This is a genomic window from Paenibacillus sp. Soil522, assembly GCF_001428245.1.
GTDB lineage: Bacteria > Bacillota > Bacilli > Paenibacillales > Paenibacillaceae > Pristimantibacillus.
Genome location: NZ_LMRV01000043.1, coordinates 1 through 21124, shown reverse-complemented (window position 1 = coordinate 21124; position 21124 = coordinate 1). Strand labels below are relative to the sequence as shown.

The window sequence follows — 21124 nt, the reverse complement described above, 5'->3', positions numbered from 1 at the left end:
CAAAACCCATTCAATGACTTAACAGCGCGCAAAAAAAAGGATGCAGCAACAAATTCCCGGATCTGAATTCGTCGCTGCATCCTTTTTTTCATCCGCTCTCGCTATTGCTGTTTCTTTTCTTTCTTCGCTTTGGCACGCCCGCGAATCTTCTCAGCATAGCCTGGCTTGTTAACTTGACGCTCACGCGCAATAGCGAGGTCGCCGGCTGGAACATCCTGCGTTATCGTAGATCCGGCCACAACATATGCGCCATCGCCGATCTTCACCGGAGCAATCAGGTTAACGTTGCTGCCGACAAACGCATTGTCGCCGATCTCCGTAATGAATTTATTGTAACCGTCATAATTGACCGTAATCGCTCCGCAGCCAATATTAACGTCCTTGCCGACCTTCGCATCTCCAACGTAACTCAAATGCGACACTTTGCTTCCATCGTCCAGCGATGCATTTTTCAGCTCAACGAAGTCGCCGATTTTACAGCCGATGCCGAGCTTCGAGCCTGGACGCAAATTGGCGTAAGGCCCTACAGAACATGTATCGCCAACGATTGATTCTGCGATAACCGAATATTTTATCGCGACGCCGTTGCCGATTGTGCTGTCCGTAATGTCGGCTTGCGGTCCGATTACGCAGTCTTCGCCGATAACCGTTGAACCACGAAGCACTGTGCCCGGATAAATAACCGTATCGGAGCCTATTTGAACCCCCGCTTCAATATATGTCGACGAAGCATCGATCAAAGTTACTCCGCCGAGCAGATGTTTACGGTTGATGCGATCGCGCATGAAGCTCTCCGCTTCGGCAAGCGCAACGCGGTCATTCACGCCAATCGCCTCCGCCAAATCAGCCGTGTTATAGCCTTGAACGGATTCGCTGGATTCACGGAAAATACCGATGACATCAGTCAAATAATATTCGCCCTGTGCGTTATTGCTCGTTACCTTAGCGAGTGCGGCAAACAGCTTCCGGTTGTCGAAGCAATACGTGCCCGTATTGATTTCCTTTACCGCCGCTTCTTCCGGCGAGCAGTCCTTTTGCTCGACGATGCGCTGAACGGTTCCGTCTTCGCCGCGAATAACACGGCCGTAGCCGGTTGGTACTTCGAATGATGCCGTAAGAACGGTTGCCGCAGCGCCGCTGGAAGCATGCAGCTCAAGCATTGCGCTAATCGTCGACGCTTGCACGAGCGGTGTATCACCGCAAATGACGATCGTTGTGCCTTCTTCTCCGCCGAGCAAGCCTTCCGCTTGACGCACCGCGTGGCCTGTACCCAGCTGCTGCTCCTGCAGAACGTATTCAGCTCCATCCCCCAAATACGATTTCACTTTTTCCGCTCCGTGGCCAACGATGACTACAGCGCGCTCCGCAGCTGCTTCCTTCACCACATCAAGCACGTGACCGACCATTGGCTTCCCGCATACCGGATGAAGCACTTTATATAATCTCGATTTCATACGCTTACCCTGTCCTGCGGCAAGCACAATCGCCATAACCTTCAAATAAAAGACCCCCTAGACTACTATGAATTATATTTTTGTTAAACGCATCGCGCAAGCGACTGACGCCGTCCTTTGCGTCATCATTTAAAAATACCAGCTTATCTATTATACGATGATGTTCCTATAATGCAAAAAAAAGAAAAGAGAGCCTTCGCTCTCTTCTCCAAACAACCCCAAAAATCATGAAATGCCCTGGTTAAGCTCCTTCTTCAATCGCAACTTCTTCTGCTGCGCGCTCATATTCTGCGAGAACAGCAGCCTGGATTTTCTCCCGGGTGGTCGAAGAGATCGGATGCGCGATATCCCGAAATTCTCCATCCGGAGTACGTTTGCTTGGCATTGCAACAAACATACCATTGTTTCCGTCGATAACACGAATATCGTGAACAACGAATTCATTATCAATAGTAATGGATGCGATCGCCTTCATACGCCCTTCCGAATTTACACGGCGGAGTCTGACATCAGTAATTTGCACTTGTGTTCACCACCTTTGTCTATCAGAGACTTGGTGTATACTTCCACGTTTTTGTGCCAATTCCTTCTACATTTTTGGTAAAATCATGCTCTGTTTAAAATATTTTTTTAAAATTGAATTTTTTTCGTTTTCATTCGACATTTGTCGATGCAATGACTTCTATTTCGACAAGAACATCCTTTGGCAGCCTTGCCACTTCAACGGCCGAACGAGCCGGTTTATGCTCTCCGAAATAGGAAGAATAAATGCCATTTACCGTTACGAACTGATTCATGTCCTTCATAAATACGGTCGCCTTTACAACATCCTGAAAGCCGGCACCCGCAGCCGCAAGCACTGCCTCCAAATTGCGAAACACCTGGTGAGTCTGCTCCTCAATGCCGCCTTCTACAAGCTGTCCTGCCGCATCGAGCGGAATTTGTCCTGAAGTGAACAATAATCCTCCCAGTTTAATCGCTTGCGAATAAGGTCCAATCGCCGCAGGCGCTTTATCCGTTGCGATCACTTGCAGTTGTTGCTTTGTTGTCATTATGGTCCCAGCCTTTCCTAGCAAGATAGATAAGCTATCATCCACACACGCATTTATCCCTTAAAATAATTTCCCGGAACAACTGTCGTTTGCTTCGTCTTCATATCAACCGCGGTTAGCTTAGCGAGTGATACATAATCCTCAAGAAGCCGCTCCTCTAATTCTACCTCTCCGGATTCTACGAATACGCCAACGCCCGCTACGGTAGCCTTAAATTCGAACAGCAAATCCATCATTCCCTGGATCGTTCCTCCAGCCTTCATGAAGTCGTCAATAATAAGGACGCGCGACTGCTCCTTAAGCGCCCTGCGCGCTAGAGACATCGTCTGAATGCGCTTGGTCGATCCCGATACGTAGTTAATGCTAACCGCTGAGCCTTCCGTAACCTTATTATCACGCCGCACCATAACAACCGGTATGTTTAAGCAGGCAGCTGTTGCAAAAGCAAGCGGTATCCCTTTCGTTTCTACTGTCATAATGACATCGATCTTCCGATCCGCGAACGCGGTTGCAAACATTCTGCCGACATCGGCCAGCAGCTCAGGTTGGCCTAGCATATCCGTTATATACAAATAACCGCCTGGAAGGACCCTTTCAGGCTGCTCTAACTGGCGGCATATGCTTGTCATAATGGTAAGAGCCGTTGTTTCCTTCATCTTCGGCGTAAACTTTACTCCGCCTGCAGCTCCCGCATGTGTATGAAGCTCACCAATGCCTTCTTCCTCAAACACTTCCTTAATGATTGCCAGGTCCTCACTAATGGAAGACTTTGCCGATTGGTAACGATCAGCAAATGCTGTCAGTGAAATTAACGCGTGGGGTCGACTTAACAGGTATTGGGTCATTTCTACCAACCGTGAGCTCCGTTTCAACTTCTTCAAACACATCTCCCCCCACTAAATCCGAATAATATAATGTCAATATAACATTTTTATACGGATTTAATCAAGAAAAACGTCAGTCCTATGTCAGCATTCTTACCACATAGACCTCTTTGCAAAAGCCGCGGAGCCCATTGTAAATACGTGGAAGCTTGGCTTCCTTCGATACGAGACCGAACACCGTCGGTCCGCTGCCAGACATTAAGACGCCATCGGCGCCAAGCCGGATCATGCTCTCCTTCAGCTGCATCACCTCGGGATAGACGTCCAGCGTAACCTTCTCCAGCACATTGCCAAGCCCCTCGCAAATATCGGTAAAAGAGCCCCGTTCAAGCGCACCCACCATGTTTGAGATGGAAGGATGCTCTTTAAGCTCGTTTGCACGAAATCTGCCGTATACGTCGGCTGTCGACACATTGATCGGCGGCTTCGCCAATACGACCCAGCATTGCGGAGGACCTGCGATATGCTCAAGCACTTCGCCGCGCCCGCGGGCAATTGCTGTGCCGCCTGTCACGCAGAATGGAACGTCGGAGCCGAGCTCCGCGCCAAGGCGGCACAGCTCGTCTTCCGGGATTTGCAGCTTCCATAGCCGGTTCAGCCCCCTAAGCGCAGCAGCGGCATCGCTGCTGCCGCCAGCCAAACCTGCAGCGACAGGAATCTTTTTGTCCAAATGAATATATACGCCTTGCTTCACATCGTAACGATCTTTAATAAGCCTGGCCGCCTGAAAGGCCAGGTTCTTCTCGTCTAGCGGTATGTAGCCTACTTGGCTTGAAATAATGATTGCATCTCTAGGCAGCTCTTCCATTTCAAGACGATCTGCAAGGTCAACCATCGTCATAATCATCTCGACTTCATGGTAACCATCACCGCGTTTGCGGAGTACATCGAGCAATAAATTAATTTTGGCAGGAGCTTTTTCATAAATTTTCATCCGATAAGTTCACCCGTTCGTTCGTATGCTTAAACATCATTATATCAAACGAACGCAATAAAAGCTAAGAGATGACAATCGACTGATTTCCGATTGCCAACAGCTTAGCTTTTGTATGAACAACTATCAGAACACAATTAAGGCTGATTCGTTTTGGCAGCGGCTTGTTCTGCAAGCTGTATCGCGCGTTTAATCATATTTCCGGCATCCTTCGCACGAATGCTTCCCCAGCCCTCCTGCTGCACCGTATCGTAAAACCCAAGATCCTTAGCCAGCTCATATTTTAATTCCTCTGACATCACTCCACGTTTTCTGCGGCCCATTCCCATTACCTCCAAATCCAATTTAACAATAACCAAGTATAAACGGCTGTCACTATTGCACAGGTAGTATGCTTCAATTCGGACTTCGCCATTCATGGCAGTATGTATCCACTCCACTACACTTCACTTTGCTAAATGAATAAGGGGCAAGGCTGCGTAAGCGCAAAAAAAAAGCGCAGAAGCTTTCTGCGCTAATATGCCTCACTGGGCGATATATAATCTATTGTTGCAAATGGGCGATTCGGACTTGACCTTCATCATTGCATACGGTCACTTCCACCGACTCTGTCAGTATATCCGCATAACTGTATGAGACACGCTTGAACGCATGCTGCTCTTCATCCAGCTTAACAATGAAAACAGAAGGGTAGGTTTCTTCCAACGTGCCGGTTCGTTCGATGGTCTTTCGTCGGCCACCGTTCGCTCGAAGACGGATTTTGGAGCCAACATGAGCTTCCAAACTGCGTTTAATATCCAATAGCGCATTTTTTGCCATTGTCCACTACCACCTCTTTCCTTGTCCATTATAACCAAAAAGAGGAGGGTTGTCAAACAAAGCAAAATATTATATCAGCCGGAATATTTATTTGTCAACGGTGATTTCACCCATTTTAAAAAAAACCATGCATAAGAAAGCAAATTATATACATATTAAGAAGTTGCTTCAAATTATGTGTTTACAGCTGACGCCTTCCCCTTTGGCGGAAAAGCCCCGGTCTCATCTGCTCTGAAATATAAGCATCGTATCTGGTTCCAAATTATACGACGCTTATATTTCAATAAAATCCATGCTTGAACAGCGCTATTTTGCATGTAAGGAGGTAAAGAAACCATTGGTTTCAGAACCGTTACGCCTTCAATACAGAAGAGGATGATGTTATTTTGGGCTTCGGTAAGCCAACGCGAAAACGTCCCATCGTCTCTATTCCGCCAACACCGTCAATACCGCTTATCGTGCCATGAATGACGTCGCCTAAGTTTATCGTGTCCTTAATCGACGTATAGCTTGCTTTAATGGCGATATAAACAGGATCGAGCGCATGAATCAATATACGCCCCGGTGAGCTTGCGAAATTGGAGCCCGCCTGCAGCAATGCTTCAAAATGCGATTGACAAGCGCCTGCAATAACGATCAGTCCGTCGCGGTTCCGCTCATAGTCACGTGCTACGCGGACCGCATTAACGAAATGCTGTGAATTTTTGTAGCTGCTTAGGCTAAACAAGTCCATTTGCGCACGGCTTTTCAGCACGCCGTCATGACCGGTAATGACGACAATATCCGGTTGGATTTGCGGCAGCAAACGGTACAGCATATCAGCCATTTGGGATTCATGCACGTGAAGGCCATGCGAAGGGACTCTCATCGTATTGTACAGCTGCATGCTCTTCTTCAAATAATTACCATCTCCGTCGAGATGAAGCACTTTCCCTGGCACTTCAAAAAACGGCTGGCTCTGCTGCATCGCATGCCGAATACTATCTTCGTTCTCAACCGCTTGACGTTCTCGTTCCGAGTGCATACGTCTTAAGGAATCGTTTACTTTAATCCGAACTTGCTGCACCGCACTTGTCGATTCTGGATCGCGTATGACCGATAAATCAGGAATCGGAGCATCCGCAAGCAATCGGTAGTCCGTGCCCTTCAGAACGGCCGTATGTGTACGAACAGCTTCAACCTTGAATAGCACGTCACCGCCATACGATTTGCGGACGACCAGGTCCCCTTGCTTCATGCGTAAATCACCTCTTCCTCTATCCTATGGGCAGATAGGGCGAATGGTGAGTATTTTATGCTTAACGGCCTAACCGCCCCAGCCCGCTTCCAGCATGCTCCGGCTAATTCGCGCAAATTCCTCAAGCGACAACGTCTCGCCGCGCCGTGTCGGATCAATTTCGTTCTTCAGAAGCAGCTCCGTTAATGCCTCGCGCCGGTCTTTGCCTACAAATGCCGTCAGATTGTTCGCCAGCGTCTTCCGGCGCTGCGCGAAGCTAGCTTGAACGACCCGGAAGAAATGATCCTCGTCAGGCACATCTACAGCCGGCTTATCGCGCAAGGATAGCTTGATGACAGCCGAATCGACATTTGGCTGTGGAATAAACACCGTATGCGGCACCGTACAGACGACCTTTGGCACGCAATAATACTGTATGGCGATACTAAGGCTGCCATACTCCTTGCCACCCGGTTTAGCGGCCATCCGCTCAGCCACTTCCTTCTGTATCATGACGACGATGTGCTCAAGCGGCAGCTTCTCCTCGAGCAGCTTCATCAAAATCGGCGTAGTCACGTAATAAGGCAAATTGGCAACGACACTGACGCCTGAAACGCCGGCAAACTGCTCTTCGAACAGCTGCTTCAGATCCAGCTTCAGCACATCGCCATGAATCACCGTTGTATGGCGCTCCTCGGCGAGCACATCCCTTAGAATCGGAATAAGCCGATTATCGATTTCTACGGCCGTCACCTTCCCGGCGGCCTCGGCAAGCCGCTGCGTGAGCGCGCCAATACCAGGTCCGATCTCCAGCGCGCCCTTTGTTTTATCAAGCTCGGCAGCCGCTACGATGTTGTTCAAAATATTTTGGTCAATGAGAAAGTTTTGTCCTAAGCTCTTCTTAAAGGAGAAACCGTATTTGGCAATGATTTCTTTGGTCCGTTTGGGCGTAGCCACCTCTACCGAAGCCGATTTTACCGCTGTCTTGCTTTGCTCATTCTGCTCTTGTCCACTCATCCCGCTATCCCTCCAGTTCCTCTTCCATTTGACGGAACGCCTCCGTAAACTCTGCTTTGGAAATTCGAAAGCTTGTACAACGCTTAAAAAACTGTTTTCCGTTCGCATAACCGATGCCGAGCAGCTTGCCCATAACCAGACGCCGATTGGACGCATCCGGGTGGACGATCAGGCCTGCATTCATCAAGTCTTCCCAGTTAATTTCTCCCGCTCCGTCCGTCGACTCCGTACGCAGCTCCGAGAGCGCTGTGCGAATCGCTTCGGGACTCGCGTTTTCAATACCGATATCCCCTTTGTACAAAGCCTTTTCCTGCGGTAAAAAAGCATGCTTGCACCCGGGTGCGTGACGAGCGACTATTTTGCGAATGCGTTCTCCAGCATGGTCGGGATCTGTAAATATAATGACGCCGCGACGTTCGTTTGCCAGCGCGATTCTTCTCAGCACATCCTCACCGATGGCCGAGCCATTCGTCTCTATGGTATCCGCATCCACCGCCCGTTTTATTGCTACAGTGTCATCTTTACCTTCAACGACAATGATCTCTTTGATCACTAAGATCATTCCCTTCTGCATAAATTCTAATAGGTCCGCAAACATACAAAAAGAAGAGGCAGTGCCTCTCCTTATGATGGCATATTTAATTAAATATTACGATAAAATGATGATAACCCGATCATTAGCTTGCTGTAGGTCTATTCGGCCCCAGCACATATACGGTTATGCCTTTCTTTCTGCCGAACTTATTAGCAATTTTTGTGCTGTCAAAGTATACATCGATTTTGTTGCCTTTAATTGCGCTGCCCTTATCCTCAGCCCGGCGGAAGCCAATGCCTTCAATGTATACCCACCAGCCAATCGGAATAACTTTAGGATCAACGGCTATAGTCCGTCCCTCTTGCACGCGTGCTCCTGATGCTGTAATTCCGTACTGCGGATGGCTTTCATCCTTACCTGTAGAAGCCACGCCTGCTGAATAAGCAGTCAACGTGACGTTCTTAAGTACCTTCCTCGCCTTAAACGTGATACCGCTCTTCGAAAGCGAAGCAATGCTTGGGCTTCTGTTCGAGAGAACCGTTACCTTAGGCTCTTCCTTCTTCGTTCCAATAGCGATAACCTGATCAACAGCAGACGTCTCGACAACCTTGCTGACCATCTTCTTCGATATGAGAACTCCGTCCTCATACTGCTTCTCGATATGCTCTACAATAAGACCTTCCTTACCGGTTTGCACGAGCTTTTCCTTGCCCGCTTCCAGTGTCGGATCCTTCTTCTTCACGATTGAGAATGGCATCGCACGTTCCGTTTCCGATACCTTCGTATCGACGCGCACTACTGTTACCGTCAACTCCGCATTTATGGCGGTATTAAGCGGCGGTACTACTTTATCTTGACTACGAACTGGAATATGTAATTCCTCGATCGCTGCCTTTACTGTTCTCTCTGTCGTGTACACAGTAGAGGTCTTGCCATCAGCTTTCACAATTACCGGAACCGCATGAGTTACCTCGATACGATCTCCGTCCTTTATTGCCGCATTAAGCGGTATAGACACCTCATCATGTGGTCCAATTGCGATAGCTTGTTCATCCAGTAGGCGTTGCAGGACCCATTGCTTCGTTTCCACAATGGTTTCTTGTCCGTTCACTACTACGGAGACGCTTTTGACAGCCGTTCCGTACAACAACACCAAAAACATGAAAGTCATAGCGATTGAGATAGTAGCACTCAAAAGAATCAAACGCAAGTTTTCACGCTTCCATCGCAATGCGAAAGACATGCTGGATGATCGTTTCCCATGGGTGTCCTTAACCTGGAGTATTCCCACTTCATCGGTCCTCCTTCATAGCCCCGCCGCCAAGTTTATGCATGATACAACTGACGCGACTATAGTATATTGGCGTGCAAGCACGCAATCCAGTACTGCTACCGAACCTCCCACCCCCATCTTTAATCCCTATGTCGACAAATTCCCGATTATTCGAAAATAAAAAGAAGCCGTCGACAGAGGATCTGTTTCGTGGCTTCCCGGGTATTACTACTCTGGGATACGGAAAAATGGATGCACGAGGTTGATCACTCTCTATAATCGCTTACGAGGTTAGCTGACGGATTCGGGCAAGAGAGTCGCCCTATTCGTTACACAATGCTCATGGCAAAGGCTCCGAAATTCACCCCTGAAGAATTCAAAATGCGGTACATATTCCCGCAATCGGTTCCCCCGCTCTCCAAATGGAGATTAAGCGCAAACTGGAAATCCAATACAAAATGTTATGCTCTGAGTTGAATCATACCCTCATACGAGGTCAATTGTAAAGATACGATAAAAGACGATTTAAGCGAAAAAGGAGAATAAAGACGGAAAAAATAAGCGATAATCGATATAAAAATTAGTTTTTACGCGATAAAGGTCTTAAATTCTCCTCATTTCTCTCTTTCTCAGACAATACCAAAACATTTTTTACCGTTTTCGGTCGTAATTGCACCTATTTCTTCCACCGTTTTGCCTAATAATTCCGCCGCTGTCTCTGCTACTAAGGACACATAGGAGGACTCATTTCGCTTTCCTCTGTACGGGTGAGGGGCCAAATATGGAGCATCGGTTTCAATCAAAAGCCGGTCGAGCGGAACCTGCTTAAGCACCTCTTTGGGCACCCTTGCATTTTGGAAAGTAACAGGTCCTCCGAATGAAATATAGAAGTTCATATCCAGGCACCGCTTTGCGGTTTCCCAGCTGCCGGAGTAGCAATGCATGACGCCTCCGACATCGGCTGCATTTTCCTCTTGGAGAATGCGGACAACATCCTCGTGAGCATCACGATTATGAATAACGATCCTCTTCCCTACTTTACGCGCCAGACGGATTTGCTCGCGAAATACACGCTGCTGAACGTCTTTAGGCGAGGTATCCCAATGATAGTCAAGACCGATTTCTCCGATCGCCACAACCTTCTCATGCGCACACAGATGTTCAATCCATTCTAAATCCTCCGGAAGCATATTTATGCTATCCACCGGATGCCAGCCGACTGCTGCGTAAATGAACTCGTACTGCTCAGCGAGCGCGATCGTCGTCGGAATCGTTTCACGGTTAAAGCCTATATTGAGAAGCATATGCACACCTGCATCCTTTGCGCGCTGAATGACTTCGTCGCGATCCTCATCGAACTGATATGAGTCTAAATGGGTATGTGTATCGAAAAGTAATGTCATATTGATGTCAGGCTCCTTCAGTCGAGTTTAAACAATTTTTTCAAAGAATCAGATATCCGGTTCATATTTTTTTTGAGCGGCTCTTCCGGGTAGTACAAATGATATTGTCCCTGATGCAGACCGGTAATAGAGCGAATAATGTCGGATTTGGTAGAAATTTCACTTATTTCATCCTGTCCGTCTAACAACAAAATCGGCGCTTTTTCTTTTTTTTCGCCATCTTTTTTATCCGGTCGATATACGTCGTAAGGCAGGTCAAACGGGAAATCAATCTCCATATGATAATCCGGATTCATTCCAATAGAAGAGAAGCAATCACTAATTTCATTTAATAGCGTTTCATCTGGGTTTTCAATGGTTATATACTTATATAAATGACGGTGCAGAAAGCGGTCGCACAGATCGCTTAGCAGCAGATCCTGCTCCTCCGCCCATTGCGTGAAGGCAGTCTGAATGAGTGCTTCATCCAGCTTTAGATAGTCATGCACCGTCATCGTATTACGAAGCAGCACCTTAATTGAGCTTGGCATCCAATCAAATACATAGCCACCCACATAAAGCTCCTGCGCTCTACGAAATATTTGACGTAAAATAATTTCAGAGCTTCTTGTAACTGGATGGAAGTAAATCTGCCAATACATTTGATATCTGGACATCAAATAATGCTCTACGGCGTGCATTCCGCTCTCTTTTACTACAATTTGCCCTTTATAAGGACGTAATACGCGCAGTATCCGCTCTAAATCGAAAGTACCATAATTTACACCGGTAAAATAAGCGTCTCTAAGTAAATAGTCCATGCGGTCAGCATCCATTTGGCTTGAAATGAGACTTACGACGATGGGCTTTGGATATGTCTTTTGAATAACAGCCGCTACCTGGGCGGGAAACTGTTCCGATACAGCCCGCAGCACACGATTAATTTCTGTATTCTCAAGCAATATTTTACATGTCCACTGTTCGTGATCCGTGTCGAATACTTCTTCTAGGGAGTGGGAGAACGGACCGTGACCGACATCATGCAGCAGTGCTGCACAAAGTGAGACCAGCCTTTCCTCGGCAGGCCAATCGGGATAGCCGCTGCGTTCGAATTGAGATATAATTTTACGCGTTATTTCGTAAACGCCGAGCGAATGCGAAAATCTGCTGTGCTCAGCGCCGTGGAAGGTCAAATAGGAAGTTCCTAATTGTCGTATCCTGCGCAGCCGCTGAAACTCCTTCGTGTTAATCAGATCCCAAATCGTCTGGTCCTGCACATAAATATAATGATGGACAGGGTCCTTAAAAACTTTCTCTTCGGTCAGCTGTTGTTTCATCAGTTCTCATCTCCTTTGTTCATATTTTCGACACAAAACATGAGACTAATGTCGAACGATGTCGTAAATCAGTTTCCAAAAAGTCGAAGCTGTTGTATTCTATTACAGAGTAATACGAGCCTTATAACTAGTCAAATACTTGTTCCTACGGCTCTTCCGGGGAATATTCTTGGTTGACTATTATGGTAATCGTTGGTATTATAGTAATCATAAAAGTAAAAACAATGTCGAACGATGACGAAATACATTTTGAAAGGGGCAATAATAGATTATGATGAAATCTACTGGTATTGTTCGTAAGGTTGATGAGCTGGGACGCGTCGTTATACCGATCGAATTGCGCCGTACGCTCGGTATAGGCGAAAAAGATGCACTTGAGATCTACGTAGATGGCGAGCGCATTATGCTTAAGAAATACGAGCCTGCATGCATCTTCTGCGGCAATGCAGAGAACGTATCTTACTTCAAAGGAAAAATTGTTTGTCATGTTTGTTTGTCTGAAATGCCAACACCTGTGACAAAATAAAAAAAATCGGTTATACTGTACTTATCAACTTGTTAATTCTAACCTTTTTTATACTCCTTGATACCTTCCTGCGCTTGAACCCGGCCAGGAAGGTCTTTTTTTTGTCTTCTTCATGCCTTTTCGACAACTTTCTATCTATTTACTTCATTATACACTTCCCGCTTCGCCAAACCGCGATCTACAGCTACCCTCTTAATCGCTTCCTTCCGGTCATATTGCTCCTCATAATGAGCGACATGAGCGGCAAGGTCAAGCTCTGACCACCAAATGTCGGCTGCTTGCAGTTCGCTTGCGCCAACTCCTTCTGCCCCTTCTACCACAATGCAAAATTCCCCCTGCGGCGGATGCTCCGCAAACCACCCGATACATTCCGATACAAGGCCGCGAACCGCTTCTTCATACCGCTTCGTCAGCTCTCTTACACAGGCAATTTGGCGATCGCCCAGACATTCCTGAAGAGCATCGAGCGTTTTGCTAATCCGATGTGGAGATTCATAAAAAAGCAGGGTTCCTTTCTGGGCCTGCATATGCTGCAGCCACTTCATTAATGATTTTCGCTCGCGCGGTGGAAACCCGGCAAATAAAAACCGGTCAGTCGGCAAGCCGGACATAATAAGAGCGGACAACGCGGCATTCGCACCGGGAATTGGAATGACGGGGATGCTTTTTTCAACTGCTTCTTTCACGAGATCTGCACCGGGATCAGAAATGGCAGGCAATCCCGCATCGCTTACTAGTGCAATCGATTGTCCCTCCAGCAGCAATCTGATTAGCTCAGGCCCGCTTGCCCGCTTATTATGCTCATGATAGCTAACGATACGTGTACCGATTTCAAAATGCGTAAGCAGCTTCCGCGTTTGCCTGGTATCCTCCGCGGCTATCAGCTGTACTTCCTTAAGGATGCGAATCGCACGAAAGGTCATATCCTCTAAGTTACCTATAGGCGTTGCGACCAAATACAGACTGCCTGAGCTTTCTTTAGTAGCATCCGAGAAGCTTTTCTGTATATTCAAACAATCTGCACCCCATTCTCATATACCATAATAGGCGGAAGAAGCTTAATATCAGGCTTTCCATCCCGCATAGCTTCTATTAATACCATATTGGCTTCAGCATTCGCATGTGGATGAACAAATTGAATCCGCTTCGGCTCAAGCCTCCATTTGCGCATCATTTCCACGATATCAAGCAAGCGTGATGGACGGTGAACCATAGACACCTTCCCCCCAGGCCGAACGAGCCGTGAGCATGCTTCTGCAACATCATCAAGTGTACAGTGGATTTCATGCCTGGCAATCGCATAATGTTCATTTTCATTCTGATCGCCTGCCGTTACCGGCATATAAGGCGGATTAACCGTTACCGCATCATATACTCCATTTCCCGCAAACTTCGGATACAATCTTAAATCCTGCTCAATGACCGTAATTTGCTCCGTCAGCTGATTGAGCATGATGCTTCTTCTCGCCATATCCGCCAGCCTCGGTTGAATTTCAACCGCATCGATTTTCGCGTTTGTCCGAGTGGTGAGAAGCATAGGAATAACGCCGTTTCCAGTACATAAATCAACGATGCGCCCGTGCTTCGGCACGCTTGCGAACCGGGAGAGCAGCACTGCATCGAGCGAGAAGCTGAACACTTCCCGGCTTTGTATAATTTTCAGGCCTGATTCCGTCATTAAATCATCAAGCCGTTCATTAGCTGCTAAAGTTATTTGTTCTGACACGATTTACGCCGCTCCTTTTTAATAATTGGTAATTCATTGGAATGATTTCAACTATGGTTCTATCCATCGTAAAAGGCTGCGCCTATGATTTGCTTATATTTTAATAAAAATACCGCCCTTTGCGGCAAGGACGGCATGTCGATACGGATTCCACTATTTATTTAGAAAGGATAGACAGAATAAACAGTCACCCTCCGTCCGCAAATGCCCGTAATATACGTTGCAAATGTGGAATCCTTCGTGATACAACCGGGTTAAATTATCGTGGCCTTCCCCAATCGCAACGCCCGCTTCTGCGAGTGCATTGTCGGTTAGGACTTGTACCTCTTTATTCGCTCCCGATTTTTTCCCTTTGACTGGAGCTTCAATGACTTCACGCTCCAGCTCTGCTTCTCTCTTAAACAGTTGACGAAGCTGGTTGTTCTCTTCACTTAGACGCTTATTGTCTTCAAGCAGCTCTTTAACCTTCTGCTTCAAATCCGTTAGCTCCTTATGGAAAACACCTACTTGATTATCCAGCTCGTCCATTTTTGCGAAAATATCGTTCTTCTCCAAGTTCCCACCCCAGAGCTTCAAGCGTGAGTGTAACCTCACCCGTGAGAATCGCACTCTGCCGCTTATTTGATGACGACATCATCCATCGGCAGTTCTTTCGGTTTACCTGGTGTATCAAATAATTGCACATACACGCTTTTGGCGGATGCGTTAATGCCTGTAACCTTACCTTCCCCATATGAGGTGACAACAAGCTTGCCAATAGCTGGAAGCTCTTCACGAACGCTTTCGTAATTGTCATGCTCAAATTTCAGACAGCACATGAGTCGCCCGCATAATCCGGATATTTTTGTCGGATTAAGCGATAGATTCTGATCCTTGGCCATCTTTATCGATACGGGCTCAAAATCGCCAAGCCAAGAGGAGCAGCATAGCACTCGTCCACATGGGCCAATTCCGCCCAGCATCTTCGCTTCGTCCCGAACGCCGATTTGCCTTAGCTCGATTCTAGTACGAAATACGCTGGCTAGATCCTTAACTAGCTCACGGAAGTCGACTCGCCCTTCTGCCGTAAAGTAAAAAATAATTTTATTACGGTCAAACGTAAATTCCACGTCTACCAGCTTCATACGAAGCTGATGTCCTTTAATCTTTTCAAGACAAGTGGTAAACGCATTTTTGGCTGCAGCACGATTTTCTTCGACGACCTTAGCGTCTACATCGCTTGCAATGCGAATCACTTTCTTAAGAGGGAGAACAACATCCGATTCACCGACTTGCTTCTGTCCCACCACCACTTTACCGTATTCGATTCCGCGTGCTGTTTCAACAATAACATGTTGCTCCTTATCCACGGGATGCTCGACCGGATCAAAGTAATAGATCTTGCCCGCTTTCTTGAAGCGGACACCGATGACATTATACAAGAATTAGCCCTCCTGTAAGTTTACCAATAGTTGCTCAAATGCGAGCTGAGGTGTAACATTCGCGCGCATACGTTTACTCGCTTCGAGCGTATGCTCTATGCAGGACACCCAGCCTGCAAACGATCGATCAAAAGCATGCTTGCCTATCCATTCCAACTGATCTATAAAAACGATGTCGTCCTGCCTTCCGGCCTGGAACTGTATCAAATCTTTAAACCAAATAACTAATAACGACAACAGCAATTGTGTATGCTCCACTAAATCCGTTTTGAAAAGCTGTTGTCCAGCAGTGATCATCGCCGCGGTGAATCGGGTCAAACTCTCCTTACCTAATTGTATCACTAGGCTTCTGATTTCTGCAAACTGATTCTGTTGGAGAAATTGTCTAGCACCATCCAAGCCCGATGTTAATTGAACAACGGTCCGTGCCAATGTAGGCGGTGCACCCTCATCTATAAGCGTCTGCAGCATACGCCCGGGCGACATCGGCAGAAACGGCACCCACTGTGTACGAGAGCGAATGGTAGGAATAACGGCCTGTCCGTTATCCGTAATCAATATAGCTACGACCGGTGATAAAGGCTCTTCCAAAAATTTTAGCAAGCTGTTCGCAGCTTGCATCGTCATTTTGTCGGCTTGCTCGATCATATATACCTTACGCTTCGTACCGCTATTGCGATAGGCGAAGTCACGCTGCAGCTCGCGAATTTGGTCGATTTTTATCGATTGTCCGTCAGGTGCAATCGTTGTTATGTCCGTTTGATTACCGTGCTCAAACTTTCTGCACTCCAAGCACTCTCCGCATGCATCGGCACCGCCTGCCGTACAGAATAATGACTTAGCAAATTCGCGCGCCATCGCCATTCGTCCCGTTCCCGAGGGCCCGTTAAACAAATAAGCGTGAGAAATTTTACCGCTCTTCAGCGCATGCGACAAAATTCGCTGCGCCTTCCATTGGCCTTCAATTTGTTCAAGGCTCATAGCCGTTCCTAACCTTTCCCTGCTCACTTCTCATCAAAATAACAAATTGATAAGAAGACCTCGTATCTCACCGATCTTGTTAAGCAAGTCGATTCTTCCTTGCTCACTATCCAGCAAATCCTCGGCCATTAAGACGAGTGTCGTATCTATCTCATCCAGCAGTTTATATCGTTTAATGCGTCCTCTGCGATCAAAGCCTTTGACTTCCTTCAACACGACGCCGCGTCTGATTGTATCCTCCAAAAACTGCTTGATCATCTGACGATATAATTTCAACTCTCGTACGGTCATCACTTTAGCAAGACGATCGCCTTGTCTATGAATGTCCTGCAGCTTCTGCTGAAGCTGCTCCTGTGTGCGATCTGCATCCTGCTGTACCATGACATCGGAAAAGCTTCTTGACTGAACCTGCTTAGCCGATGCATCGTTGCTTGCGCGATTTTGCCCTAAGGGCCGGAAGCTTTGATCAATTTTCATCGTATGCCACACCCATTCAGAAATGCTCAAACCTCTCGACCGGTACGACGAATACGGCCGCGCCGCCAACCTGTACTTCAACAGGGAAAGGAATATAAGAATCCGTTGATCCGCCCATCGGAGAAACAGGGGTAACCAGCTGGTCACGCACCTTGCAATTGGCATTTATCACTTGTAGAACCTCATGCACCCGCTCATCCTCAATACCAATCATAAATGTCGTGTTCCCTGCTCTTAAAAATCCGCCCGTACTTGCAAGCTTTGTTGCTCTAAATCCTTCACGCACCAGTGCGTTAGACAACCGGTTGCTATCCTTATCTTGAATAACCGCGATTACTAATTTCATCTTCATTCCCCCTTGACTACTATTAGAATAGGTTATTGAGAGCTTACATCCTCATTCTTGTCATATTCCGCCAACGATCGCCATCTGTAAAGAGACGATCGGAAGCACTCATTTAAGTCTATATCTTAAAATTAGACATCAATAACAAAAAATCCTGCAAACCGGGCATCAATTGCCGTTAATACGTCATTAAACACCAAATCCGGGCTTTGTTCGGCATTTATTAACACCATTCGATTTGGATTTTGATGCAGCAGCCGCATGTAGCCTTCTCGTACCTTTTCGTGAAAGGAATGCTTTTCAAGATCTAGACGATTGATCTCTCTATCTGACGCTTGGGCGATACGCTCCAGACCAACTTCCGGAGTCACGTCCATGTAAATGGTCAGATCAGGCATAAGCTCTTGGATGGCAAACTGATTAATGGCCCACACCTCATCCATACCAAGTCCGCGTGCATGCCCTTGATAAGCCAGACTGCTGTCAACGAAACGATCGCAAATAACGATCTGCCCTTGCTCTAATGCCGGTACAACCTTTTCCACTAAATGCTGTCTTCTAGCAGCCGCATAAAGCAGCGCTTCGGTTCTCGCATCCATGGTGACATGCTTACGATCCAATATAACGGCACGAATCTGCTCAGCAATCGGGATGCCTCCAGGCTCTCTCGTCGTAATGACCGATTTTCCCCTTTGCAGCATCTTATTCGAAAGCCGTTCAATCAGTGTCGATTTGCCGGCTCCTTCGCCGCCTTCAATGGTAATGAATACACCTTTTTTCAAGCTAAGGCTTCTCCTAACGTTTAACTATACTTTCTTCTATCTTAACAAAGCTATTAACAAAGCGGTACCCCTTGTACAATGAAGATTTACTTCGAGCGCAAAATCAGGTTGGTTCACCTTCTGATTTTCGGTATATAGAAATGGTCTCCATTAAAGGATCGGCTGCTCCTTGAAATTTCGCCCCCATTGCGGAGAGATTTTGAATGTGTGCAATCATTGCCGCAGTTATCCTTTCCCCGGGGTGTAGGATAGCTATGCCCGGTGGATATGGCGTTACCATCTCTGCCGATATATGGTGTTCAGCATTGCTCAATAGTATTCGCTCACTTTTTTTATTATTAAACCTGGCTCTTGCAAACGAAACAGGCTCCGATACGGCCATAGCCTTATGTTCTGTTAAATTCGTTGGATCAGAAATGTCCGTATCCCTTTTTTGAAGCGTTATATGCTCTATACGATCCCCGCTAATCGCCTCAATGGCCTGCTGAAGTCTCTTAGTATCCTGAGATGAGGTTTGGATGCCGAACACAAGTACTACATAACGTGAATCAGCCATCTCTGCAAAGCATCCATGCTGCTCCAAATGCTTCTGCAGCTCATACCCGTTTAGCTTGCCGCTGCTGTCATAGAGCACGACCCGCAAAGGGTCCAAAAGCAGATCTGATACCGCATCGGCTGTTGTATTATTGGATATCTCCATTTCGCGTACCGCTGTTCCTTGTTGATGAATCCATCTTCGAAAGCCGGCGGCTGATTTTAAGCTCTTATCAAACATAGCGGCTCCCAAAGCGTCAATCATTGCTCGGGAAATATCTATCGATGCGAGAATCGGAAAAGACGGGCTTGAGCTTTGAATCATCGCTAATGACTGACGCAGCATGTCTCTTTGTATCCTGCTGCCTTGTACGTGCAGCAAAGCTCCCATCGTCAAGGTTGGTAACGTCTTATGTGCCGATTGTACGACTGCATCGACCCCTTCCGATAAAGCGGAAGGGGGAAGTGACGAATGAAAGCGATAATGCGCACCATGCGCCTCATCAATTATTATTGGCTTATTATGCCGATGGACAACGTCAACATATGGCTCCAGCTTTACGCTCATACCATAATAATTCGGATTAGATAAAAAAACAGCTTTTGCCTCTGGATATAAAGCAAGTGCTTCTTCTACTTGCTGTACCGCAGGAATCGTCGCTAGTCCCGAATGCATTTCGATTTGCGGGGAGAGGAACACCGCTTTTGCTCCTGCAAGCTTTAATCCGTTTATTATCGACTTATGTACATTGCGCTGCACAATAATAACATCATCCGGTTCGCATAGCGTAAGCAACAACGCGATATTGCCCGAGGTGCTTCCTCCCACCAAAAAATAAGTCTCATCTGCGCCAAATGTTTTGGCCGCTAATTGCTGCGCTTCCTTTATAGATGCCTCAGGATGATGCAAATCATCAGTCGACGAAAGCTCCGTCACATCAAGCTGCATGATCTTATAAAAATATTCAATTAAATGATGATTTGCTCGGTCACTCCATAGCTCTTGTTTCAACGCTTGTCCCCCATGATGTCCAGGAACGTGAAACCCGACCGGCTCTTGTCTGGCATGATTAATAAGCGCTTCAAATAGCGGGGCAAAAAAAGGCTTCATTTTAATAAGACATTCCTTTCAAGTAAACATCCATTTCAATCAATATCTCTATTGTACTCGAAAAAATAACAAAAAAAGAGCAGCTTCTGTAACCAGAAACCGCTCATGCATTTTCGCCTAAAAATATTTGCTTCATCTGATGAATGAAAAATGGGTATTTCGCATCCATTACGTCTGTTCGTACCATTTCCTCTTCACAGGTTTCGCATATAAAGCCAGAAACAATTCGAATACCTTGGCCCTCAGCCTTCTCTTCAGTGCAAATTATACATTTATAATCGCAATTATCGTCCATAACTATCCCCGCTTTCTGCTCTTTCCTATATAGCTATTATTATGTCACACAGTCTATCTTTTTATACTTGTTTCATAGCGCATTTCAAATATTTATATATCGTATGCCCAATATGGGCTAATGGTTACTGTATAACAAAAATGTTTCGTCAAAACTATGGACAAACTGCTAATAAATTCCGATATAGTTAACGAGAGTTCCTGTAATTTTGAGAAGGAAGGACGTTGCTTCATGCGCGAGAAATTATCCGAACAACAAAATGCCACTATTTATCAATACCAGCTTATTAAACGAAAAGTCATTCGTCCTGAGCTCATTCAAAGTCATATGCTAATTGCAGCCATTTTACTTGCTTTTCAAATGCTTATCTATCAAATCGACGGCTTGTTTTCTTGGTTATTCGGGTTCGCAGTCGTTCAGATTATACATATCGCGATTATTTTGCTTACGTTTATCCGTGTAGACGAAGCCGCGGACCGAAAGTGGATTTGGCGAATTACACCTCCATGGATCGGATTCAAGCCCGCTAACGATATTAAGCTGCTGTTATTCCGCCGTGTTCATCGTCATATGTTCTGGATTGGTCTATGCGCCATCGCAATTTTATACCCTTGGATTAAAGAGTCACTAATGATCAGCATTGTAAGCTGGCACTTATGGCTGCTAATCCCCCGCCTGCTTCTCTCCTTCTCTTTCCGTAAAGAGCAGAAGGACGGCATACTTAGACTTCAATCTAAAGAAGTGTCATATTACCGCCGATAACCACAAGGCCTTAGAAGCTCATATAGAGCCGTTTAAGGCCTTATTAAAATGCAACATACCTGAATAAACAAAAAACCTATCGCATTACATGCGATAGGTCTCTCGTGCTTGGCGACGTCCTACTCTCCCAAGACCCTGCGGTCTAAGTACCATTGGCGCTGAAGGGCTTAACGGTCGTGTTCGGTATGGGAACGCGTGGTTCCCCTCCGCCATCGCCACCAAACGTAGCGTGTTTGCACGCTGAAAACTGGATACGAAAG

At 46.5% G+C, this 21124-nt stretch carries 25 protein-coding genes, 1 rRNA gene and 1 riboswitch; of the genes, 2 read left to right on the top strand and 24 right to left on the bottom strand.

Annotated elements, in window-relative coordinates; translation table 11 throughout:
* Nucleotides 1–101: 101 nt before the first annotated feature.
* The 13 genes from glmU to ASG81_RS13455 all read right to left on the bottom strand — a co-directional run bounded on the left by glmU (nucleotide 102) and on the right by ASG81_RS13455 (nucleotide 11903).
* Nucleotides 102–1499 carry a bifunctional UDP-N-acetylglucosamine diphosphorylase/glucosamine-1-phosphate N-acetyltransferase GlmU gene (glmU, locus tag ASG81_RS13520; RefSeq protein WP_056634748.1) on the bottom strand — a complete coding sequence of 466 codons (1398 nt, stop codon included), beginning with the start codon at nucleotides 1497–1499 and terminating at the stop codon, nucleotides 102–104.
* Nucleotides 1500–1695: 196 nt separating this feature from the next.
* Complete coding sequence (spoVG, locus tag ASG81_RS13515) at nucleotides 1696–1977, bottom strand: septation regulator SpoVG (RefSeq protein WP_028609566.1); 282 nt, start codon at nucleotides 1975–1977, stop codon at nucleotides 1696–1698.
* A 130-nt stretch (nucleotides 1978–2107) separates the two neighbouring features.
* Complete coding sequence (locus ASG81_RS13510) at nucleotides 2108–2506, bottom strand: RidA family protein (RefSeq protein ID WP_056634745.1); 399 nt, start codon at nucleotides 2504–2506, stop codon at nucleotides 2108–2110.
* A gap of 53 nt (nucleotides 2507–2559) precedes the next feature.
* Nucleotides 2560–3387, bottom strand: coding sequence for a pur operon repressor (purR, locus tag ASG81_RS13505; protein WP_056634742.1), 828 nt, complete (start codon nucleotides 3385–3387; stop codon nucleotides 2560–2562).
* Between the two features lie 82 nt (nucleotides 3388–3469).
* Nucleotides 3470–4324: a 4-(cytidine 5'-diphospho)-2-C-methyl-D-erythritol kinase gene (gene ispE / locus ASG81_RS13500; RefSeq protein WP_056634739.1), complete on the bottom strand. Its 855-nt coding sequence runs from the start codon at nucleotides 4322–4324 to the stop codon at nucleotides 3470–3472.
* Nucleotides 4325–4461: 137 nt separating this feature from the next.
* A complete protein-coding gene (locus ASG81_RS13495; RefSeq protein ID WP_056634736.1) occupies nucleotides 4462–4647 on the bottom strand; it encodes a small, acid-soluble spore protein, alpha/beta type in 186 nt (61 codons plus the stop codon).
* Nucleotides 4648–4867: 220 nt separating this feature from the next.
* Nucleotides 4868–5143: a biofilm formation stimulator Veg gene (gene veg / locus ASG81_RS13490; protein WP_053373389.1), complete on the bottom strand. Its 276-nt coding sequence runs from the start codon at nucleotides 5141–5143 to the stop codon at nucleotides 4868–4870.
* A 352-nt stretch (nucleotides 5144–5495) separates the two neighbouring features.
* Entirely contained in the window at nucleotides 5496–6380 is an 885-nt protein-coding gene (gene yabG / locus ASG81_RS13480; RefSeq protein WP_056634729.1) for a sporulation peptidase YabG, read from the bottom strand.
* Nucleotides 6381–6449: 69 nt separating this feature from the next.
* Nucleotides 6450–7376, bottom strand: coding sequence for a 16S rRNA (adenine(1518)-N(6)/adenine(1519)-N(6))-dimethyltransferase RsmA (rsmA, locus tag ASG81_RS13475; RefSeq protein WP_056634726.1), 927 nt, complete (start codon nucleotides 7374–7376; stop codon nucleotides 6450–6452).
* A 4-nt stretch (nucleotides 7377–7380) separates the two neighbouring features.
* On the bottom strand, nucleotides 7381–7929 hold the full coding sequence (gene rnmV, locus ASG81_RS13470) for a ribonuclease M5 (RefSeq protein WP_056634895.1): 549 nt from the start codon (nucleotides 7927–7929) through the stop codon (nucleotides 7381–7383).
* 124 nt (nucleotides 7930–8053) lie between these two features.
* Entirely contained in the window at nucleotides 8054–9202 is a 1149-nt protein-coding gene (locus tag ASG81_RS13465; protein WP_056634723.1) for a 3D domain-containing protein, read from the bottom strand.
* A 246-nt stretch (nucleotides 9203–9448) separates the two neighbouring features.
* Nucleotides 9449–9630: riboswitch (cyclic di-AMP (ydaO/yuaA leader) on the bottom strand.
* 183 nt (nucleotides 9631–9813) lie between these two features.
* Nucleotides 9814–10587, bottom strand: a complete 774-nt coding sequence (locus ASG81_RS13460; RefSeq protein ID WP_056634720.1) for a TatD family hydrolase — start codon at nucleotides 10585–10587, stop codon at nucleotides 9814–9816.
* A gap of 17 nt (nucleotides 10588–10604) precedes the next feature.
* Entirely contained in the window at nucleotides 10605–11903 is a 1299-nt protein-coding gene (locus ASG81_RS13455; RefSeq protein ID WP_056634717.1) for an HD domain-containing protein, read from the bottom strand.
* Nucleotides 11904–12174: 271 nt separating this feature from the next.
* Between ASG81_RS13455 and ASG81_RS13450 the strand changes: the two genes are divergently transcribed.
* Nucleotides 12175–12429 carry an AbrB/MazE/SpoVT family DNA-binding domain-containing protein gene (locus ASG81_RS13450; RefSeq protein ID WP_054025791.1) on the top strand — a complete coding sequence of 85 codons (255 nt, stop codon included), beginning with the start codon at nucleotides 12175–12177 and terminating at the stop codon, nucleotides 12427–12429.
* 131 nt (nucleotides 12430–12560) lie between these two features.
* Here the strand turns inward: ASG81_RS13450 and rsmI are convergent, their stop codons facing one another.
* The 10 genes from rsmI to ASG81_RS13400 form a co-directional block, all read right to left on the bottom strand.
* A complete protein-coding gene (gene rsmI / locus ASG81_RS13445) occupies nucleotides 12561–13442 on the bottom strand; it encodes a 16S rRNA (cytidine(1402)-2'-O)-methyltransferase (RefSeq protein ID WP_056634714.1) in 882 nt (293 codons plus the stop codon).
* A complete protein-coding gene (locus tag ASG81_RS13440; protein WP_056634892.1) occupies nucleotides 13439–14107 on the bottom strand; it encodes a tRNA1(Val) (adenine(37)-N6)-methyltransferase in 669 nt (222 codons plus the stop codon). The genes rsmI and ASG81_RS13440 overlap by 4 nt, the downstream gene beginning before the upstream one ends.
* Before the next feature lie 201 nt (nucleotides 14108–14308).
* Nucleotides 14309–14710: an initiation-control protein YabA gene (locus tag ASG81_RS13435; RefSeq protein ID WP_056634889.1), complete on the bottom strand. Its 402-nt coding sequence runs from the start codon at nucleotides 14708–14710 to the stop codon at nucleotides 14309–14311.
* A gap of 62 nt (nucleotides 14711–14772) precedes the next feature.
* Complete coding sequence (locus ASG81_RS13430; protein ID WP_056634711.1) at nucleotides 14773–15576, bottom strand: PSP1 domain-containing protein; 804 nt, start codon at nucleotides 15574–15576, stop codon at nucleotides 14773–14775.
* Nucleotides 15577–15579: 3 nt separating this feature from the next.
* A complete protein-coding gene (gene holB, locus ASG81_RS13425) occupies nucleotides 15580–16557 on the bottom strand; it encodes a DNA polymerase III subunit delta' (RefSeq protein WP_056634708.1) in 978 nt (325 codons plus the stop codon).
* Between the two features lie 33 nt (nucleotides 16558–16590).
* Nucleotides 16591–17034, bottom strand: coding sequence for a YaaR family protein (locus ASG81_RS13420; protein WP_056634705.1), 444 nt, complete (start codon nucleotides 17032–17034; stop codon nucleotides 16591–16593).
* A gap of 16 nt (nucleotides 17035–17050) precedes the next feature.
* On the bottom strand, nucleotides 17051–17380 hold the full coding sequence (locus ASG81_RS13415) for a cyclic-di-AMP receptor (RefSeq protein WP_056634702.1): 330 nt from the start codon (nucleotides 17378–17380) through the stop codon (nucleotides 17051–17053).
* A 131-nt stretch (nucleotides 17381–17511) separates the two neighbouring features.
* Nucleotides 17512–18162 (bottom strand): dTMP kinase, encoded by a 651-nt coding sequence (gene tmk, locus ASG81_RS13410; RefSeq protein ID WP_056634699.1) that lies wholly within the window; start codon nucleotides 18160–18162, stop codon nucleotides 17512–17514.
* A 103-nt stretch (nucleotides 18163–18265) separates the two neighbouring features.
* Nucleotides 18266–19807, bottom strand: coding sequence for an aminotransferase class I/II-fold pyridoxal phosphate-dependent enzyme (locus ASG81_RS13405; RefSeq protein WP_056634695.1), 1542 nt, complete (start codon nucleotides 19805–19807; stop codon nucleotides 18266–18268).
* A gap of 103 nt (nucleotides 19808–19910) precedes the next feature.
* Complete coding sequence (locus ASG81_RS13400) at nucleotides 19911–20102, bottom strand: sigma factor G inhibitor Gin (protein WP_056634692.1); 192 nt, start codon at nucleotides 20100–20102, stop codon at nucleotides 19911–19913.
* A 231-nt stretch (nucleotides 20103–20333) separates the two neighbouring features.
* Here ASG81_RS13400 and ASG81_RS13395 point away from each other — a divergent pair, with 231 nt between their 5' ends.
* A complete protein-coding gene (locus ASG81_RS13395; protein WP_056634690.1) occupies nucleotides 20334–20864 on the top strand; it encodes a hypothetical protein in 531 nt (176 codons plus the stop codon).
* Between the two features lie 106 nt (nucleotides 20865–20970).
* Here ASG81_RS13395 and rrf read toward each other — a convergent pair.
* A 5S ribosomal RNA gene (gene rrf, locus ASG81_RS13390) occupies nucleotides 20971–21087 on the bottom strand.
* Nucleotides 21088–21124 lie beyond the last annotated feature (37 nt).

Excerpts from the sequence above, each read along its gene's own strand:
- ASG81_RS13405 (WP_056634695.1), bottom strand. The coding sequence starts at position 19,807 with ATGAAGCCTTTTTTTGCCCCGCTATTTGAAGCGCTTATTAATCATGCC.
- ASG81_RS13495 (WP_056634736.1), bottom strand. The coding sequence starts at position 4,647 with ATGGGCCGCAGAAAACGTGGAGTGATGTCAGAGGAATTAAAATATGAG.
- ASG81_RS13420 (WP_056634705.1), bottom strand. The coding sequence starts at position 17,034 with ATGAAAATTGATCAAAGCTTCCGGCCCTTAGGGCAAAATCGCGCAAGC.
- ASG81_RS13460 (WP_056634720.1), bottom strand. The coding sequence starts at position 10,587 with ATGACATTACTTTTCGATACACATACCCATTTAGACTCATATCAGTTC.
- ASG81_RS13395 (WP_056634690.1), top strand. The coding sequence starts at position 20,334 with ATGCGCGAGAAATTATCCGAACAACAAAATGCCACTATTTATCAATAC.
- rsmA (WP_056634726.1), bottom strand. The coding sequence starts at position 7,376 with ATGAGTGGACAAGAGCAGAATGAGCAAAGCAAGACAGCGGTAAAATCG.
- ASG81_RS13415 (WP_056634702.1), bottom strand. The coding sequence starts at position 17,380 with ATGAAATTAGTAATCGCGGTTATTCAAGATAAGGATAGCAACCGGTTG.
- veg (WP_053373389.1), bottom strand. The coding sequence starts at position 5,143 with ATGGCAAAAAATGCGCTATTGGATATTAAACGCAGTTTGGAAGCTCAT.
- ASG81_RS13510 (WP_056634745.1), bottom strand. The coding sequence starts at position 2,506 with ATGACAACAAAGCAACAACTGCAAGTGATCGCAACGGATAAAGCGCCT.
- ASG81_RS13400 (WP_056634692.1), bottom strand. The coding sequence starts at position 20,102 with ATGGACGATAATTGCGATTATAAATGTATAATTTGCACTGAAGAGAAG.
- ASG81_RS13455 (WP_056634717.1), bottom strand. The coding sequence starts at position 11,903 with ATGAAACAACAGCTGACCGAAGAGAAAGTTTTTAAGGACCCTGTCCAT.
- holB (WP_056634708.1), bottom strand. The coding sequence starts at position 16,557 with ATGAGCCTTGAACAAATTGAAGGCCAATGGAAGGCGCAGCGAATTTTG.
- ASG81_RS13450 (WP_054025791.1), top strand. The coding sequence starts at position 12,175 with ATGATGAAATCTACTGGTATTGTTCGTAAGGTTGATGAGCTGGGACGC.
- ASG81_RS13440 (WP_056634892.1), bottom strand. The coding sequence starts at position 14,107 with ATGACGGAATCAGGCCTGAAAATTATACAAAGCCGGGAAGTGTTCAGC.
- ispE (WP_056634739.1), bottom strand. The coding sequence starts at position 4,324 with ATGAAAATTTATGAAAAAGCTCCTGCCAAAATTAATTTATTGCTCGAT.
- yabG (WP_056634729.1), bottom strand. The coding sequence starts at position 6,380 with ATGAAGCAAGGGGACCTGGTCGTCCGCAAATCGTATGGCGGTGACGTG.